We start from the raw sequence: 16,240 nt of genomic DNA, 5'->3' as shown, positions 1-16,240 counted from the left end.
GCGCCGTGCTCGAAAACCCGACGCCGAAGAACATGAACACGCTCGTTGATAATCTGGATGCTGCAATTCGTAATGGCGATTTAGAAGTTACGCGCGTAAACAGTTTGGTTGGTAAAGATGGTACCCCCTATCTGACCAAAGGTTACCTTGCGCAGTTGAAGGATGCTGCAGCAAGTGTGGGGAAGACAATGGATGCGCAGATGGTCGAATACGATTCAGGCTACACTGCTGGAATGGTGTATGTAAAGTATCCTTCGGGGGTGCGTGGAGAAATGCAGCTGATGGGGCCCAAGGTGCTCGCGGTCGCGGACGCCGAACATATTCCATATGATGCTTTCCTGAACAAGCCTTACGCCGGCGCTTTTCCTCCCGAAACGTTGCCGCAAGCTTCAGCGATTCTCGATCCCTTGCGAAATTCTGCGCAGAATTTGTCGAAAGCCGACCAGCAAGTCTATCGCGATTACCTTAAAGACCACTATACGAATGCCCGAAGGATTGAGAGTGGAGAGGTAGCGCCTCCGGTGACATTGCCGCGTGGAATTCCTGAGAATTTGACGGTCGAGAATCTGGTTAAAGCGAATAAGGAGCTCAAGCTGTTGAAATAGCAGCGATTTTTGTCAATAGATCCGCTGCTGACGAGCAAAGTCTCAGCGAAAGCAGGCGCTGATCCGTTTCAATTTGTTTGAATATTGAATACATATGTCGAAAAATAGTTATTTGGGTGAAAACGAGGTGCGCCGTGCAGTGGCGCACATCAGAAAACAGGTCGAGGAGGCGCCGTCGTTTGACGAGGCGCTCCCTTGCACGGCGGACGCAAGCTATATCCATGAGAAATATGGTCCGATCCGCGCTACGGTGAAGATGGAGGCGTATGTCAGCAAGCATCGTCCCCAGCCCTGCTACCTGATTGAAATCGATGTGAAATTGCCAAATTGCAATGTCTCAAATATTCTCACCATTAACCCCCCAGATCAGATCGAGCAATGGTTCGATGACGTTGAGCGCAGCGAGAACGGCGTGGCTTTTTTACGCGACATTTATCGATTGGAAGAGGAACGCGAGGGACCGCGACTACTGTAGTTCGTTTCAGCATCCGCTTATAAACGGTTGACGTCCAGGCCCATGTCGGATGCGCGAACTGATGGTCGATTTGGATGCTTTTGCGGGCGCCGCGCTATCGATCATTCCGGCCTTGCGGGTGTGGGCAGTCCGATAGCGGCCGCAATACCCGCCGCTACAGCGCGATGTTGCCTTCGATCGAATCGTCGAGCATTTGCCGATCACCGTGCCCACCAGCATCTTCACGCCCGCGACCGCCTTGCCGTGCTTGTTATCCCAGTAGTAGCCCTGGCCCGGCGTGACCTTGATGGCGGGAATGCGCGCATCGTCTTCGCCCTCGGAAAACCAGGTTTTCAGGATGAAGTTCCACAGTTCCTTGATCCTGGCCTTGTCGCGCGTGATGCTGGCCGCGCCGTCGAGCACGAGGAACTCGGAATGGGTCGAACCCTGAAAATAGAGTTTGACGGCCGGATCAGCGGCGATTTCCGCATTTTTGTGGCTGTCGTCGGCGCTCAGGAACCACAGGTTGCCCTGTTCATCCAGCTGGCGCACGCTCATGGGCCTGGCACTGCCTCCATGCCGGGTGCAGAAGAAGCAGGTTTCCGCGCTGTCGACCAGCGCTTTCAGTTTCTTGAGCGCGTCGCTGCCGCCCAAATCCTTGTAGTTGTCTTCCGGCTGGTTCTTGTTAATCGAGTCCATGTCCGTTTCCGCTTTCATCGTCAATACGTTCGATGCTCCGGCAGCGGAGCAAGCAGATCTCATGGTACGCATGAGGAGCGGTGCGGTATGTGGCGCACCTAACCCAGCAGGCTTTCGCGCCTGCTGTTCGGTGCCGGCCGGCAAAATCGGGCTGCGCCAACGGCGTTGGAGAAGGACGGATATAATTCAGGAAAGATTGTCGAAGTTTTAATCGCGCAAGTGCGTCGATTAACCCGCCACAAACTTTTCTTTTCAACGTACGCCATGGAGCACACATGCTGGTTTTTTCCGTAACACTCACCGCCAAACCGGACGCAGCCCAGGCCCTGATCGAACTCGCCGCCATGCTGGCGCCGCTCTCGCGCGCCGAGCCCGGCTGCATTCGCTACGACTTCCTTCAATCGCCGCATACCCCGAACAAGTTCGTTTTTTTCGAGCTGTGGAAGAGCCGGGCCGATCTGGATGCACACTACCAGACGCCGCATTTCAAGACCCTCGCTGCGCAGTTGCCTGCGCTGATCGAAGGCGAAGCCGACGCCGTGAGCTATGAAACCGAGGGGCCAATACCTGGCTTCTGATCGCAGGCAGGAAGCGGCGCGTCCGCTACAGGCGCGCCTGGCATCTCAGCGCGTGGTCCAGTGCCACGCCGGTTTCTCCAGCTCGCGCATGCCCACGACCCGGGTCGCGCCAAACTCCTTTTCCAGGCAAATCGACTGATAGCCGCGCTGGTTTTCCAGCGATGCGATCAGCCCGCCGGCGTGCGACACCGCAATGATCTGCGAATGCCGTGCCGCCTTGCCCATCAGGCGTCCGAGCGGCGCCAGCAGGTCGGGGTGCAAGCTCGTTTCCGGTTCGTTCAGCACCAGCAGTTCGGGCGGACGCGGGGTGAGCAGGGCGGCGATCCATAGCAGGTAGCGCAAGGTCCCGTCCGACAGCTCGCTGGTGCGCATCCGGCGCAGCAAGCCGTGCTGCTGCATGAACAGCTCGAAGCGTCCGTCGTTGACGCCTACCTCCAGCACGGCGCCGGGAAAGGCGTCGTCCACCGCTTCGTGCAGGGCGTCGGCATCGCCGATCTCGATGATGGTCTGGATCGCCGCCGCCAGGTCGTGGCCATCATTGCTAAGCACCGGCGCGTGCGTGCCGATCTGCGCGCGGCGGGCTGGCGCGTCGGCATCGGTGCGGAAGTGGTCGTAAAAGCGCCATGCGCGTACTTGCTCGCGCAACTGCAGCATCTCCACGCCGTCGCGCATGTCGCCGAGCTGGGTCAGCATGCTGTCGAACGTGGCCAGCGGCGCGCTCAGCACGCGCCATTCGCCGGCGCTGTCCTTGAATTTGACGACCGCGCCGGCGCGCTCGGCGAACAGGCCCCCGCGCCGCAGGAAGGGGCCGCTCCAGATGCACTCGCGCTTGATATGCGGGTCGAGCATGAATGCGCTGGGCATATCCGACTTGAGCGGCAAGCCGAGGTCGATCAGGTAACTGCTGGCATCGCTGGCAAAACCCAGGCGCAGATTGACCGTTTCCGTGCGCCGCGTTCCCTGTACCTCGTGCCGTCCTTCGAGCATCGCCCGCGAGATATTCTCCGGCCCCGCCCACAGGGTCGACTGCAAGCCACCCTCGCGCGCCAAGGCCGGAATCAGCCCGCCTTGCGCCGTTTCGGCCAGCAGGCGCAGCGCGCGGTACACGCTCGACTTGCCGCTGCCGTTGGCTCCCGTAATGACATTCAACTGTTGCAGGGGCAGGATCAGGTCGCGCAGCGAGCGGTAATTGGCAATGGCAAGTGTAGTGAGCATGGTTAACGGACAGTCAAGATCGGGATGACAAATTGTCACACAAAAGCCTTCCGCACTGCGCGAAAAACCGCGCCGTCTAGTCCTTTATAACTAGCCGCGCTAGCCCGTCATGGGCACATTCAAATCCGTCCCGTCCCGCTACAATCGGCCTGTCATCAATCTTCAGAGGAGCAGGGCCATGTTGCGCGACCGGTACGGGCGATCAATCGAATACCTGCGCCTGTCGGTGACGGACCGCTGCGACCTGCGTTGCAGCTATTGCATCCCCAAGGGCTTCAAGGGATTCGAGGAACCGCAGCACTGGCTCACCTTCGATGAAATCGAGCGCGTCGTGGCCGCCTTTGCCCGCCTCGGCACGCGCCGTTTGCGCCTGACCGGCGGCGAGCCGCTGCTGCGCCGCAACCTGGCTGAACTGGCCGGGCGCCTCTCCAGCTTGCCCGGCATCGACGACCTGTCGCTCTCGACCAACGCCACCCGCCTTGCTCACCACGCCGGCGAACTGCGCGCGGCGGGGGTCTCGCGCATCAACGTCAGCCTCGATTCGCTCGACCGCGCCTGCATGCATCAGATCACCGGGCGCGACAGCCTTGGCATGATCCTCGACGGCATCATGGCCGGCAAGGCCGCCGGTTTCGATCCGATCAAGATCAATATGGTGGCCTTGCGCGGCGTCAACGAGCACCAGATCGATGCCATGGTCGCCTTTTGCATCGAGCACCAGTTCGTGCTGCGCCTGATCGAAGCGATGCCCATGGGCGCCAGCGGGCGTGACACAAGCTGGCTCGACCTGGGCCCGGTCGAACGCCACCTGCGCCGCCATTTCGGCCTGATCCACCAGCCCGCCAAGCTCGGCGGTGGTCCGGCGCGCTACCTGGCCACGCCGGACGGGCGCACCAGCGTCGGTTTCATCACTCCCATGTCCCAGCATTTTTGCGCCGACTGCAACCGCGTGCGCCTGTCGGTCGACGGCACGCTCTATCTGTGCCTCGGCCAGGAAGACAAGGTCGACATGCGGCCCTTGCTGCGCGGCGGCGCCAGCGGTGCCGAACTGGAGCAGGCGATCCGCGCCGCCATCGAACTCAAGCCCGAAAAACACGAATTTCGCGAGCAACCCGGCAAAATCATCCGTTTCATGTCGCAGACCGGTGGATGAGCGCCATCCCGGCGGGAACGTTTTGCGGCGCGGCAGCGTATCATGGCGTCAGCAAGGAGCACCCATGACCCTCAACACCCTGATTCCATCCCGTCACAAGCTCTCGACCAAGATCGTCGGCGCGCTGCTGGGCTTTCTCGCGCTGGCCCTGTGCGCCATCGGCGTGACCCTGTACCTGTCCTGGCAGCTCGAAGGCAGCGCGGCCGCCATCAACGATACCGGCAGCCTGCGCATGAGCAGCTACCGGCTGGCGATCCTGCTCTCGCAGACCGGCCAGGGCGACACGGCCGGCGCCGCGCCGCGCCTGGCCAGCGCCGCCCAGCAGATGGGGCAGATTGACGCCACCCTGGTCCAGCTGCACCAAGGTGACCCGCAGCGTCCCCTGTTCCTGCCGCCGACCGGCGCCATCCGCGGCGAATTCGAACGGATCGACAGTGACTGGCGGCGCGAACTGCGTCCGGCGGCCCAGGCGCTGGCGACGCGCCAGGCAGCGGACCCGGAGGCACTGCAGCGCTACCTGGCGCGCACCGACCGCTTTGCCGGCAGGGTCAACGCGCTGGTCCAGCTGATCGAGCGCGACAGTGAAACGCGCACTTTCTGGCTGCGCGCTTCCCAGCTGGCCCTGCTGGCCATGGCCCTGATCGGTACCGTCAGCCTGATCTACCTCATGTTCAGCCTCATCATCGAACCCGTGACGCGCCTGCACGAAAGCTTGCACCGCATGAAGGAGAAGGATTTCGAAGTGCGCCTGGAGGTCGACAGCGCCGACGAATTCGGCCAGCTGGCGCAGGGATTCAACGACATGGCCGACCGCCTGCAGGCGCTGTACGGCAACCTGGCCGATCTGGTGCAAACCAAGACGGCCGCGCTGGAGCACCAGAACCGCGAACTGGCCCTGCTGTACGACAGTGCCGCCTTCCTGCAGCGTCCGCAGCCGGTCGAGCCGCTCTGCCAGGGCTTTTTGCAGCGCATCAGCGACTATTTCCATGCCGACGGCGGCTCGGTGCGGGTGCTCGATACCGGCCGCGACAACCTGCACATGGTGGTGCACCACGGCTTGTCGCCGCGCCTGGTCGAACGCGAACACTGCATGAAGGTGGGCGACTGCCTGTGCGGCGAAGCGGTCCAGAAAAAAGTCACGGTGATCCACGACTTGCGCAAGCTCGACAAGGGCTACGAGCTCGAATGCCACCGTGAAGGCTTTGCCACGGTGTCGGTGTTCCATATTTACGCCCACCAGCAGCACCTGGGATTTTTCAACCTGCATTTCCGTACCCCGCGCGTGCTCGACGCGCGCGAACAGGGTTTGCTCGAAACCTTGGGCCAGTTGCTCGGCACCGCCATCCAAAACCTGCGCCTGGGCGCGCGCGAACGCGAAATGGCCGTGTCCGAAGAGCGCAACCTGGTCGCCCAGGGCTTGCACGATAGCATTGCCCAAGGGCTGAACTTCCTCAATCTGCAGGTGCAGATGCTGGAGCAGTCCGTGGGCGACGGCAAGCTCGCCGACGTGGCCGAGATCGTGCCGGCCTTGCGCGCGGGTGTGCAGGAAAGCTACGAAGACGTGCGCGAGCTGCTGCACAATTTCCGCAGCCGCCTGGTCGAGGGTAACCTGATCGGCGCGCTGGAAGCGACGGTCGACAAGTTCCGCCGCCAGACCGGCATCGAGGCCGAGCTGGTGGCCGATGTCGACGGCGCTCCGTTCCCGCGCGAGCAGCAACTGCAACTGCTGTTCATCGTACAGGAAGCGCTGTCGAACGTGCGCAAGCACGCCGGCGCCACCCGGGTGATGGTGCGCCTCGAAGATAGCCACGACTTTTTGCTCAGCATCGAGGACAACGGCGCCGGCTTCGATCCGGCGCTGCTGGAAGGCCGGGGCGACAGCCACGTCGGCATCCATATCATGCGCGAGCGCGCCCAGCGCATCGACGCGGCCCTGAGCGTCACATCGTGCCCCGGCGCGGGCACCACGATCGCCTTGGCCTTGCCGCAGGAACGGCGGCGCGCCGCCTGATATCAACATAGAGGAACCATGGACACCACGAAAGAACCGATCCGCGTCCTGCTGGTGGACGATCACAGCCTGTTTCGCAGCGGCATACGCTCGCTCCTGCAGCGCCACGCCGAGTTTGCCGTCGTCGGCGAGGCGGCCGACGGGGTCGAAGGCATCAAGCGCGCCCGCCAGCTGCAGCCCGACGTGGTGCTGCTGGATCTGAACATGCCCGGCATGTCCGGCGTGGAAACGCTGCAACTGATGCGGCAGGATTGCCCGGACGCGGCGATCGTCATGCTGACCGTGTCGGAAGAGTCGCACGACCTGGCCACGGCGCTGCGCGCGGGCGCCAGCGGTTACCTGATCAAGAACATCGACACCGATTACCTGCTGCGCGCGATCCGCCGCGCGGCCGCCGGCGAAACCGTGGTGGCCGAAGCCATGACCGGCAAGCTGGTGGCGCAGTTGCAGGCTGGCGGAGCGGGCGAGGCCCCGGCGTCGGAGCTCGACAAGCTGACGCCGCGCGAAAAGGAAATCCTCGACTGCCTGGCGCGCGGCGAAAGCAACAAGTGCATCGCCCGCAACCTGGACCTGGCTGAAAGCACGGTCAAGATCCACGTCCAGAACGTGCTCAAGAAGCTGAAACTGGCCAGCCGCGTGCAGGCCGCCGTGTTCGCCGTGGAGCACCGCCTCAAATAGCGCGCCGCTGACCATCCTGCATTATCGAGCGCGAACGCGGACGCCGCGACGCCCGCACCGTAGGCGGTCATCGACTGGCCCGACCCGGACAAGCCGCGTTTCGTCACCCTCGGCGACGACCACTTTCTGTTGTCGGTGCGGAGCGGCAAGCAAGTGTGGGATGTGCGCAAGAACGTCTTTACCGCCGCCAAGGATTTTCCGTTCCACACAAGCGTGGAGAACATCCCGCTGCGCACATTTATCGGCCGCCCGGGGCTCGTGCGCGATGAAGTGATCGGCATGCTTGCGTCGGGCTGCCAGCCGCAAGGCAAGCTCGCGGCCGGCCAGTTCGACCCATGGAAGGTGTGCCGCCCTCTGGACGGCGCGAGGCGGCGCGGTCAAGGCGCGGCAAGCCGCTCTTGCGCCGCGTGCCGGCAAGCTGACCGGCACCGGCGGCATGCAGTCGTGCCTGGCTCAGCCGCCGCCGCAACCGCCGCAGCAGCCGCCGCTCGCTTGCGGCGCCACCGTGAAGCCGGCGGCGGCCACGGCCAGGCGCAGTTGATCGGCCGAGGCGCGCGCCTCGTCGAAGCCGACCCGCGCGCGGCCGGTGGCCAGGGTCAGGTGAACGGTTTCAACGCCGGCGACGGCTTCCAGCGCCTTGGCGACGGCCAGTGCGGCGTTCTGGTCCTGCATGGCGGGAATGGTGAGTAAAGCGGTTTGCATACGTTCTCCGATGAGTGTGTGGTCGATGCGAACAGCGTAAAGCGCCGCACCGGCGCACGTCCAGAAGCCCGTGCGATTTGTTCGAAAAGCATAATCTGCATCAAGAATGGCGCATTTGCGCGGCGCCGCGGCTGCAACGCCCTCGAAACGCGCGCGATAGTCGTTGCCCGCACGGGCGCTGTAAAGTAGTATATTGAATATATCTTTAAACGGGTGATGACATGAGTCTGCTGACAATCGACGAACCGGCCGCGCCGGTCCACCACGCGCCGTGGAGCGCGCAACACCCTGTGTGGGCGCTCGGCTTTCGGCCCTTTTACATCCTGACGGCCGCGTTTGCGGCGTTGGCGGTGCCCTTGTGGCTGGCGCAATACCTCGGCTGGATCACCTTGCCGCATGGCGGCTTGGGCTGGCATGCGCACGAAATGGTGTACGGCATGGCCATCGCCGTGATCATCGGCTTCCTGTTCACGGCCGGGCGCAACTGGACCAATCTGCCGACCCCGCACGGCGCCCATCTGGCGGCCCTCGCTTGTGTCTGGCTGGCCGGCCGCGCCGCCATGCTGTGCGCGCCGCCGCTCGCCGCCGCCGTGGTCGACTTGCTGTTCGTGCCGCTGGCCGCATGGCCGCTGTACCGCGTGCTGAAGCAGTCGGGCAACAAGCGCAACCTGTTCCTGGTGGCCCTGCTCGGCTTGCTGACCATGGCCAACGCGCTGTTCCACGCGGCCACCCTGGGCTGGATCGCCGTGTCGCCGTTGACACCCGTGCACGGTGCGATTCTGGTGATCGTCATCATCGAAGCGGTAATCGGCGGGAGGGTCATTCCCATGTTCACGAGCAATGGGGCGCCCGGCACCAAGCCGGTGGTGCGGCCCCGCTATGACAAAGTCGCGCTGTGCCTGACGGCCGCCGCCAGCATTGCCTGGGTGCTCGCGCTGCCCGGTGCGCTGACGGCTGCGCTGATGATGTCCGCCGCCTGCGCCATGATGCTGCGCCTGGCCGGCTGGCAGCCGCAGCGTACCCTGCACGTGCCGCTGCTGTGGATCCTGCACCTCGGTTACGCCTGGATCGCGTTCGGATTTGCGATGCTGTCGCTGGCCGCGCTGGGCATCGGCGCCGCCAGCACCGGTTTTCATGCGCTGGCGGTCGGGTCGATGGCCGGGCTGATCATCGGCATGATGACGCGCACCACGCTCGGACACACGGGCCGGGTGCTCAAGGCGGGGCGCTGGGAGCCGGTCATGTATTTCCTGGTCCAGGGCGGCGCCGTGCTGCGCATGCTGGCGCAGTTCGTTCCCGCCGACTGGCGCGCCGCCGCGCTGGTTGCCTCGGGCGCATGCTGGAGCTTGTCGTTCGCGCTGTTTTTGCTGGTCTACACGCCATATCTGTGGCGTGCCCGCATCGATGGCCGCGAGGGGTGAGGCGAAATGGTACGATACGGGTCCGCACCACGCCGCTTGCGGCGGCTATCCCCCCATTAATTGAAGTGATCAGGAAAAAATGACGACCGTATTTGCCATGCCCGTGTTCGATGCCACGGTAATTTTTGAAGGAAATGAACTGTTCAAGGGAAAAGGTTCGGCCAGCATGTGGGCTGAAAAACTCGCCGCCGAGCTTGGCGGTGAGGTCGGCGTGCAGAAAATCGGCACCGGCTGGGTGTTAACCGGCAGGGTCGATGGCGACGACTGCCAGTGGGGCATCCACGGGCAGCGCCTCAAGCGCGTGCTCAGCGCACCTGCGCAATAGCATCGCTGCGTACTTTTAAAGCCTTTTCCAGCGCCGGATCGCGTTTGTAGACGTCTTCCGCGAACAAGGCCAGTCCTTCGCGGTCGGTCACGGCCGTCGAATAGAACAGCACCACCGGAATCGGTGTCTTCAGGCTGACCGTCTTCATCGGCGCCGGCTTCATCAAGGTGTCGATGACGGCCGGGGTCATTTGCGGCTGGTCCGCGAACACGAACTTGGCCAGGCCGAGCGGATTTTCGACCCGGATGCAACCGTGGCTCAGGTCGCGCCGGCCGCGCTTGAACAAGCTCTGCGCCGAGGTCGAGTGCAGGTAGATATTGTCCGTGTTCGGCATGGCAAACTTTACCGCGCCGAGCGCATTGCGCGGACCGGGACGCTGGCGCACGCGGAACTGGCCGGCGCGCAGGCCGTCCAGGGTTGCCGCATCGACCACCGAGACGGCGGCGCCACCGCCGACCGGCACCAGTTCCATCTCGTTCTTGCCCAGGTAGCCCGGATCGCGTGCCAGCTTGGGAATGATCTCGCCTTTTTCTATACTGCGCGGCACATTCCAGTAGGGATTGAATTCCACGTAACGCATGGAGCCGACGAACAGTGGCGTCGGCGTCTTGACGGCCGCGCCGACGATCACGCGCATTTCGATCAGGGGGTTCTTGGCGCCCGGGCCGAGTTCCAGCGCCCACAGGCGGAAGGAGGGCAGGTTGACGGCGATCAGGCGGCCGTCCGGGAAGTCGGGCAGCCAGCGCAGGCGCTCCAGGCCCAGTTCGAGCTGGCGCACGCGCTGCGACAGCGGCACGTTCAGGGCCGCCAGGGTGCCGGCGCCGATCACGCCATCGTCATTGAGCGCGTGGCGCGACTGGAAATGCTTGACGCCTTCGGCCAGGGCCGTCGTGTAGACGCCGGCGCTGGCGGGCGGTTCGGCCGGCGCGGTGGCGCTCAGGTCGCCCAGCTGGATCAGGCGCGCGCGCAGGGTGGCAACGCCCGCGTACGGCGCGCCCGGTTCGAGCTTCTTGATGCCCTGGGGCAGCGGCGGCAGCGGCGTGAACGGCTGCTCGGCCAGCTTGCGATAGGTGGCCAGGGTTGCCATCACGCGCCGGTACAGGGGAATGCGCGGCTCCGAGGCGGCCACGGCCTGGTCCAGGTGCTGGCTCAGCAAGGCTGCGCGCAGCTGCTCGACCGGGTCGGTCTTGGTCAGGCGCGGGTCGGGCAGGGTGGTGTGGTACTCGGAGCGCACCCTGCCCACGCGCAGGTCGGCCAGGTAGTGCAGCATGGCTTGGGTCATGCCTGCGTCGAAGCGGGCGCTGGTGCGCAAGACGGGGTCGGCCAGCTGGCGCGCCAGTCCGTCGGCATTGTATTCGGCCGGCGACAGGCCGTGTACCGAGGCATTTTGCAGCAGGGCGATGGCGGCGCTGGCCTGCTTGTAGCCGCGGTCTTGCCAGGCGGGAGCATAAGCGCGCGGCACGTAGAAGCGGGCCAGCCAGTCGCGTTCGTCATAGGGGCGCGGGGTGCGCGTGGTGACTGCGGCCGCACTGATCGCCAGGTTGCGCAGCTCGGCCGCGATGCCGGCCAGCGCCGGGGCCGCGACCGCCGCCGTCGGCGTGCCGGGAAGCGGCGCCGCCGCGTTGGCGCCGCCGTGGGGAAGCCATACTACCAATGCCATCGCGATTGCGCTCAGGCGGAAGCTTCGTTTGCCGACGATCATTTAAGTTTCCAGATAGTAAAAACCCGACCATCTTAATCGAACATGCCCGCGCTGACATAACTGTTGCCGGAAAAGTTATAAAAAAGGTAGCGTCAGCGCAACAATCGGGCTGGGATCGCGCGATGGGACTGGTTGGCAATGACAATAGGATGCGCCGGTTTCCCGCCTTGCGCAACGGTGGGCGAACGGGCCGCCGCAGCGCTGCGCCGAAGCATCATCAATGGTGCAGGGGCATTATCAAGAAGGTACTATTTGTTATGTGGTGTCACGGAGCGCATAAAAACAGTATTGGCCGCGCAACAGTTCGGGTCTCGGCGAGCGTAACCTCGCCCTTGAGGTTCGGCAGGGCATGTTTGCGCGCCTGTTCAAACGCCTTGAGGTCGCGCCGCAACTCCATGCGGTTCTCGCGGTTGTAGTATTCATCACTCCGCCGCTGAGCAGCACGCATGCCGCGAACGGCGGCAATAGGTATCGGAAAGAGGGTATCGGGTCCTTGGCAGGGCGGAAAGATACGGCGGGGTGCCGCTCGTTCCCGGCGTGCAGCAGTGCGGCACATTCTGCGGGCATTGTAGCGGTTTAAGGCGAGCCGTTGCGGGGCATCGCTTCAATGGCCGGCAAAGCGGGGCGGAGGGACAAAACCGCCAAAATGGCGTTCGAGATGGCTGGCGAATGCGAGCGTGGTGTGGTCTTCGTAGTGCGGGCCAATAATCTGCAAGCCGTTTGGCATGTCTTCCCGGTTCAGTCCGCACGGAACCGAGGTTGCCGGCAAACCGCACAAGCTGGCAAAGCTGATCCATGCCATTTGATCGAAATACGAAATCGGCAAGCCGTCGACGCTCAAGCGCCGATCTTCCATCGGCCGGTCGTCGTGAGCAAAGGCGGCCGTGGGCGAAACCGGACAGACCACCACGTCCCAGTCGCGAAACAGGCGTTGCCACTGCAACTTCAGGCGCGCGCGCGCCTCGTTGGCGCGAAACCCGTCGCGCGGGTTGCCGATGCACGCCCGCAGTCCCACCGCCATCAGGCTCGTATCATCCTCGGCAATGGCATGGATACTCTCAAGCGCAGCCGCGTAATTTTCTTCCGAAAGACGCGCCACATTCTGCGGGATTAAGATCCGCATGAAGACATGCGCCGCCTCCGCCAAACTGGGCAGCAGCGGGCTCTCGGTCGCGACGGTGGCGCCCAGCTTGCGCAGCTCCGTAGCGAGTGTGTCGAGCTGTTGTCGATCGGCGTCGGAGCTGGGCACCAGCGGGTGGCTGTCCAACAGGAGGACGCGGAAACCTTGCACTTGATCATGCCGCGCTGCCGGCATCTTGAAGCGCCAGCCGATCGATTCTGGCGACCCTGGCCCGGCCAGCAGATCGACCGCGCAACGCAGATCGTCGGCGCTGCGCGCCATGGGGCCGATGGTGCCCAGATCGGACGTTGCCGTTGTCCCCGGGAAGCTGTAACCCTGCGAGGAAATCAATCCTTGCGTCGGGCGGTGACCGTACACGCCGCAAAAATGCGCCGGGATGCGAATCGAGCCTGCCAGGTCCGAGCCGAGTTCGAGGAAAGACAGGCCCGCCGCCAAGGCCGCGGCGCTGCCGCCGGACGAGCCGCCTGGGGTGCGGGAAGGATCCCACGGATTGCTGGTCTTCCCGAACAGCTCGTTGTCGCATTGCCAATCGGCCAGGGCGGTCGCGATATTGGTCTTCCCAACAATAATGGCGCCGGCATGCTTGAGACGCTGGATCGCGACGCTTTCGGTGCGGCACGGCCAGTCGCGAAACGCACCGATCCCCCAACTGGTCGCCAGACCGGCGACATGAAACGATTCCTTGACCGTGACCGGCACCCCCAGGAGTGGCCGGCGGATGCCTCGCTTCAAGGCGGCATCGGCAGACGCGGCTGCACGACGCGCCTGCTCGAAGTCGCGCACCACGACCGCGTTGATCTGGGGATCGAGTTCGACGATGCGCGCGACCATGAAATCGACCAGTTCAATCGCGCACACCTCGCCGGATGCGAGGAGGGAAGCGGTGTCGGTTGCGCTTGCAAAAGGAATAATCATATTTTTGAGGTAATAGTGTTGGAATTGCACAACGTGAAATCGGCGTTGTGCCCTCACTTAACCGCCATCGGCGCTATTGCGGTCGCGGCCGAAGGCAGCCGTCATCCGCAGAGAAAAAATAACTGCGGCTATTTGTGTCGATCGTCCGCCATATCTAGCCTAAAAATACGAAACGGGAGGCCGCCGCGTATCATTTTCCGCCCTGGCTATTCGCACCCCGCAACCTCCTCAGCGCCATTTCGCGCTACCGGCACGCGTATTTACTAGCGATATTGCCATGAAATTGCCATGCTTTTCGGAAAAAATTGAAAAATAAAAATATGTAAATTTGCAATAAATTTTGGTTTAGTATTGATCAAGTGCTGGCAAAACATTCACTTTGTTTTCGCGGCAATGATGTCAATGTCGTCAATGAACTCGCATTGCAGCAACGCCATGTGAGGAACGCCAACAACGAAAACAGACTGGAGTACGTATGCTGGATATTGCTAGCTCAACGCTCAAACTGCGGCGCGACGCAATCTACATGAAGACCGAGACTGGCATCATTTTTCGTACCGGGCGCGGTACTTTTTCGCTGAACAGTCTCAGCATCTACGCAACCTTTCAGCAATTACTCCCCCATCTCACAGGAAAATCCACCGGCGCCGTTCTCCTGGGCTCCGTGCGCGAAGAGAGCCGCCGCGGTTTGTCGGACCTGCTTCGCGTACTCATCAAGAATGGTGTGGTGCAACAACTCGATTCGGCCGACGCGCTGCTGGTCGACCCCGTCATTTCCCAAGCTTTTGCGCCACAGATCGAGTTCATCGCCCACTATGGCGAGCAGTCCCATCAACGGTTTCTTGAATTTCGTAATAGCAATATTTTGTTGGAAGGCGCGGGGCTGGCATTCATCAGCGCCGGCGTCGCCTTATTGCGCAATGGTCTGAGCGTCCTGCACGTGCGCACGGCGCCCGATCAGGACCTCTCCCTTTTGAACAAGGAATGCGAGCGTTCGAGCGAGCGCGGCGTCAGCTGCGAGCTGGTCGTGCATGCGGATGGCGCACCGTACGGCGATGACGGCATTGGCTTGATGCTGTATTGCGCAGAAAACCCGGACTTGCACCGGGTTCAAGAGCTCAATCGCGAAGCGCACACCTTGGGCTACCATTTTTTGCCCGCCATGATCCATGCCGGCGCCAGCATCATCGGTCCGATCGTCGCGCCGCACCGTCCCGGATGCTGGCAATGCGCGATGTTGCGCTGGTCGGACAATGCGACCGCCGACACGTCATCGGCCTTCTGGAAACAACTGGCGCTGCGCCGCGTGGAGCCTGCTTCGGCGGCGCATATTCCCGAAGTATGTGCCCAGATTCTCGGCAATTCCATGGCCATGGAAGCCTTCAAGTTCTTTATCGGTCAGCCGGCGCCGGAAACCCATCTGCAATTGCTGTACCAGGAATTGTCCACGCTCGAGAGCACGGTCAAACCAATCTTGCCCCATGCCGATTGCCCGGTCTGCTGGCCAGAGCCCGCCGCCCAGGCCGCCGAACCGGCCGCGCCCCTTACTGGTAGTGACTGTCTGCTCAAGTGGAATACTTTATTGGATGAGCGCTTCGGGGTGTTCCGCGGCTTCGATGACGAGTGCCTGGAACAACTGCCTCTGCGTATCAACATGCTGGACTTTTGCATCGGTACGGCCGAAAAAAGCGGCGGTGGCGTGCTGGGGTGGAGTTTCGAAAACAACGATGGCGCACGCCTGCATGCGATTCGCAAAGCCGTCTGCGTGCAAGCCGCCGTTGCCTTTCCCTTCCACCTGCAACGCGCGCTGATTGCGCGGCCGGACCGTCATCCGGATCCTGTGCCGGCATATGCGGCGCGCCAGATAGTCGGCTGGCTGGGAACTGCGTCGGACGAGGATCTCGCGCAGGGCTATCTGGCGGCGACCGATCTGGAGAGCGGCGCGCCCGTCCTGGTGGCCGCCGGCGCGGTGCATCCGCAGCTCGACACCGATGGCTGCTTCAATACCCATTCGGGCGCGCTCGGCAGCGGGCTGGATCGACAAGGCGCCATTGAACAGGCCGTGCTCTCGCTGTACGAACACGTCGTTCTCGCTTCGCTGGCGCACGGCACGCTCGCGCTCAAGCGATGGAATGGCAGCCGCAGCGTGCCGGACAAGACCACCGATTATTTGCTTGCCGCCAGCGAAAAACTGAGCATGAAAGGTCCCCATATCGGGATAGGATCGCCCGGGCACGGCATGTTCGCGGCAGTCGCCTTGCCCGGCGCCGATCCGCACTGCCGGGTCGATGAACTGCTGATCGCCACCGGGTTTTCCGTGCAGGAAGCAGTCAATGGCTTGCTCGCGGAACGGTTGGCGCAAGAGCAGTCGGCCCGTTGCGGACGCGCCGTCAGGCAGAGCCGGCGCGCAGGCATTCATTCGAACGCGGAAATTTCGCTCGTCATTGACGGCGACACCGGCTTGCCGGCACCGGATGCGGACGCCGGGATGCCCCAGCTTCTGGCCGGTCTTGCCCAGGAAAACAAGCACTTGCTCTGGCGCGATGTCACCAGCCCGGACATCGCGCTGACGCACACTTTGACGGTCGTGAAGGTAGTGCTTGCGGCGGGTGAGCCCGGAGAGCCGCGTCAGATAATGTGA

14 protein-coding genes are annotated in these 16,240 nt (G+C 63.0%); 9 read left to right on the top strand and 5 right to left on the bottom strand.

The window, feature by feature from the left end; translation table 11 throughout:
* Nucleotides 1–32 precede the first annotated feature (32 nt).
* Together IV454_RS25215 and IV454_RS25210 are read left to right on the top strand one after the other, a co-directional pair.
* Entirely contained in the window at nucleotides 33–605 is a 573-nt protein-coding gene (locus IV454_RS25215; RefSeq protein ID WP_206088369.1) for a hypothetical protein, read from the top strand.
* A 94-nt stretch (nucleotides 606–699) separates the two neighbouring features.
* Nucleotides 700–1,080 carry a hypothetical protein gene (locus IV454_RS25210; protein ID WP_206088368.1) on the top strand — a complete coding sequence of 127 codons (381 nt, stop codon included), beginning with the start codon at nucleotides 700–702 and terminating at the stop codon, nucleotides 1,078–1,080.
* A 6-nt stretch (nucleotides 1,081–1,086) separates the two neighbouring features.
* Here the strand turns inward: IV454_RS25210 and IV454_RS25205 are convergent, their stop codons facing one another.
* The gene (locus IV454_RS25205) at nucleotides 1,087–1,758 is read right to left on the bottom strand and encodes a pyridoxamine 5'-phosphate oxidase family protein (RefSeq protein WP_307730158.1); all 672 of its coding nucleotides are present in this window, start codon (nucleotides 1,756–1,758) and stop codon (nucleotides 1,087–1,089) included.
* A gap of 275 nt (nucleotides 1,759–2,033) precedes the next feature.
* Here IV454_RS25205 and IV454_RS25200 point away from each other — a divergent pair, with 275 nt between their 5' ends.
* Nucleotides 2,034–2,336, top strand: a complete 303-nt coding sequence (locus IV454_RS25200; protein ID WP_206088367.1) for a putative quinol monooxygenase — start codon at nucleotides 2,034–2,036, stop codon at nucleotides 2,334–2,336.
* Between the two features lie 45 nt (nucleotides 2,337–2,381).
* On the opposite strand, the gene IV454_RS25195 is transcribed toward IV454_RS25200, so the two are convergent.
* A complete protein-coding gene (locus IV454_RS25195) occupies nucleotides 2,382–3,551 on the bottom strand; it encodes an AAA family ATPase (protein WP_206088366.1) in 1,170 nt (389 codons plus the stop codon).
* Nucleotides 3,552–3,729: 178 nt separating this feature from the next.
* Here IV454_RS25195 and moaA point away from each other — a divergent pair, with 178 nt between their 5' ends.
* The 3 genes from moaA (at nucleotide 3,730) to narL (ending at nucleotide 7,393) form a co-directional block, all read left to right on the top strand.
* Nucleotides 3,730–4,704 carry a GTP 3',8-cyclase MoaA gene (moaA, locus tag IV454_RS25190; protein ID WP_206088365.1) on the top strand — a complete coding sequence of 325 codons (975 nt, stop codon included), beginning with the start codon at nucleotides 3,730–3,732 and terminating at the stop codon, nucleotides 4,702–4,704.
* 64 nt (nucleotides 4,705–4,768) lie between these two features.
* On the top strand, nucleotides 4,769–6,715 hold the full coding sequence (locus IV454_RS25185; RefSeq protein ID WP_206088364.1) for a type IV pili methyl-accepting chemotaxis transducer N-terminal domain-containing protein: 1,947 nt from the start codon (nucleotides 4,769–4,771) through the stop codon (nucleotides 6,713–6,715).
* A gap of 18 nt (nucleotides 6,716–6,733) precedes the next feature.
* A complete protein-coding gene (gene narL, locus IV454_RS25180; protein WP_206088363.1) occupies nucleotides 6,734–7,393 on the top strand; it encodes a two-component system response regulator NarL in 660 nt (219 codons plus the stop codon).
* Nucleotides 7,394–7,846: 453 nt separating this feature from the next.
* Here narL and IV454_RS25175 read toward each other — a convergent pair whose 3' ends face one another.
* Nucleotides 7,847–8,095, bottom strand: a complete 249-nt coding sequence (locus IV454_RS25175; RefSeq protein WP_206088362.1) for a heavy-metal-associated domain-containing protein — start codon at nucleotides 8,093–8,095, stop codon at nucleotides 7,847–7,849.
* A 221-nt stretch (nucleotides 8,096–8,316) separates the two neighbouring features.
* Here IV454_RS25175 and IV454_RS25170 point away from each other — a divergent pair, with 221 nt between their 5' ends.
* Both IV454_RS25170 and IV454_RS25165 read left to right on the top strand, forming a co-directional pair.
* Nucleotides 8,317–9,516, top strand: a complete 1,200-nt coding sequence (locus tag IV454_RS25170) for an NnrS family protein (protein WP_206088361.1) — start codon at nucleotides 8,317–8,319, stop codon at nucleotides 9,514–9,516.
* A 79-nt stretch (nucleotides 9,517–9,595) separates the two neighbouring features.
* Nucleotides 9,596–9,841 (top strand): hypothetical protein, encoded by a 246-nt coding sequence (locus IV454_RS25165; protein ID WP_082692001.1) that lies wholly within the window; start codon nucleotides 9,596–9,598, stop codon nucleotides 9,839–9,841.
* On the opposite strand, the gene IV454_RS25160 is transcribed toward IV454_RS25165, so the two are convergent.
* Together IV454_RS25160 and IV454_RS25155 are read right to left on the bottom strand one after the other, a co-directional pair.
* On the bottom strand, nucleotides 9,822–11,543 hold the full coding sequence (locus IV454_RS25160) for a L,D-transpeptidase family protein (protein ID WP_206088360.1): 1,722 nt from the start codon (nucleotides 11,541–11,543) through the stop codon (nucleotides 9,822–9,824). The genes IV454_RS25165 and IV454_RS25160 overlap by 20 nt on opposite strands.
* 604 nt (nucleotides 11,544–12,147) lie before the next feature.
* Nucleotides 12,148–13,629: an amidase gene (locus IV454_RS25155; RefSeq protein ID WP_206088359.1), complete on the bottom strand. Its 1,482-nt coding sequence runs from the start codon at nucleotides 13,627–13,629 to the stop codon at nucleotides 12,148–12,150.
* A 445-nt stretch (nucleotides 13,630–14,074) separates the two neighbouring features.
* On the opposite strand from IV454_RS25155, the gene IV454_RS25150 reads away from it, so the two are divergent.
* On the top strand, nucleotides 14,075–16,240 hold the full coding sequence (locus tag IV454_RS25150; RefSeq protein ID WP_206088358.1) for a TOMM precursor leader peptide-binding protein: 2,166 nt from the start codon (nucleotides 14,075–14,077) through the stop codon (nucleotides 16,238–16,240).

The sequence above is a fragment of the Massilia antarctica genome (assembly GCF_015689335.1).
GTDB classification, from domain to species: domain Bacteria; phylum Pseudomonadota; class Gammaproteobacteria; order Burkholderiales; family Burkholderiaceae_D; genus Telluria_A; species Telluria_A antarctica.
This window is presented reverse-complemented; position numbering and strand designations above follow the sequence as displayed.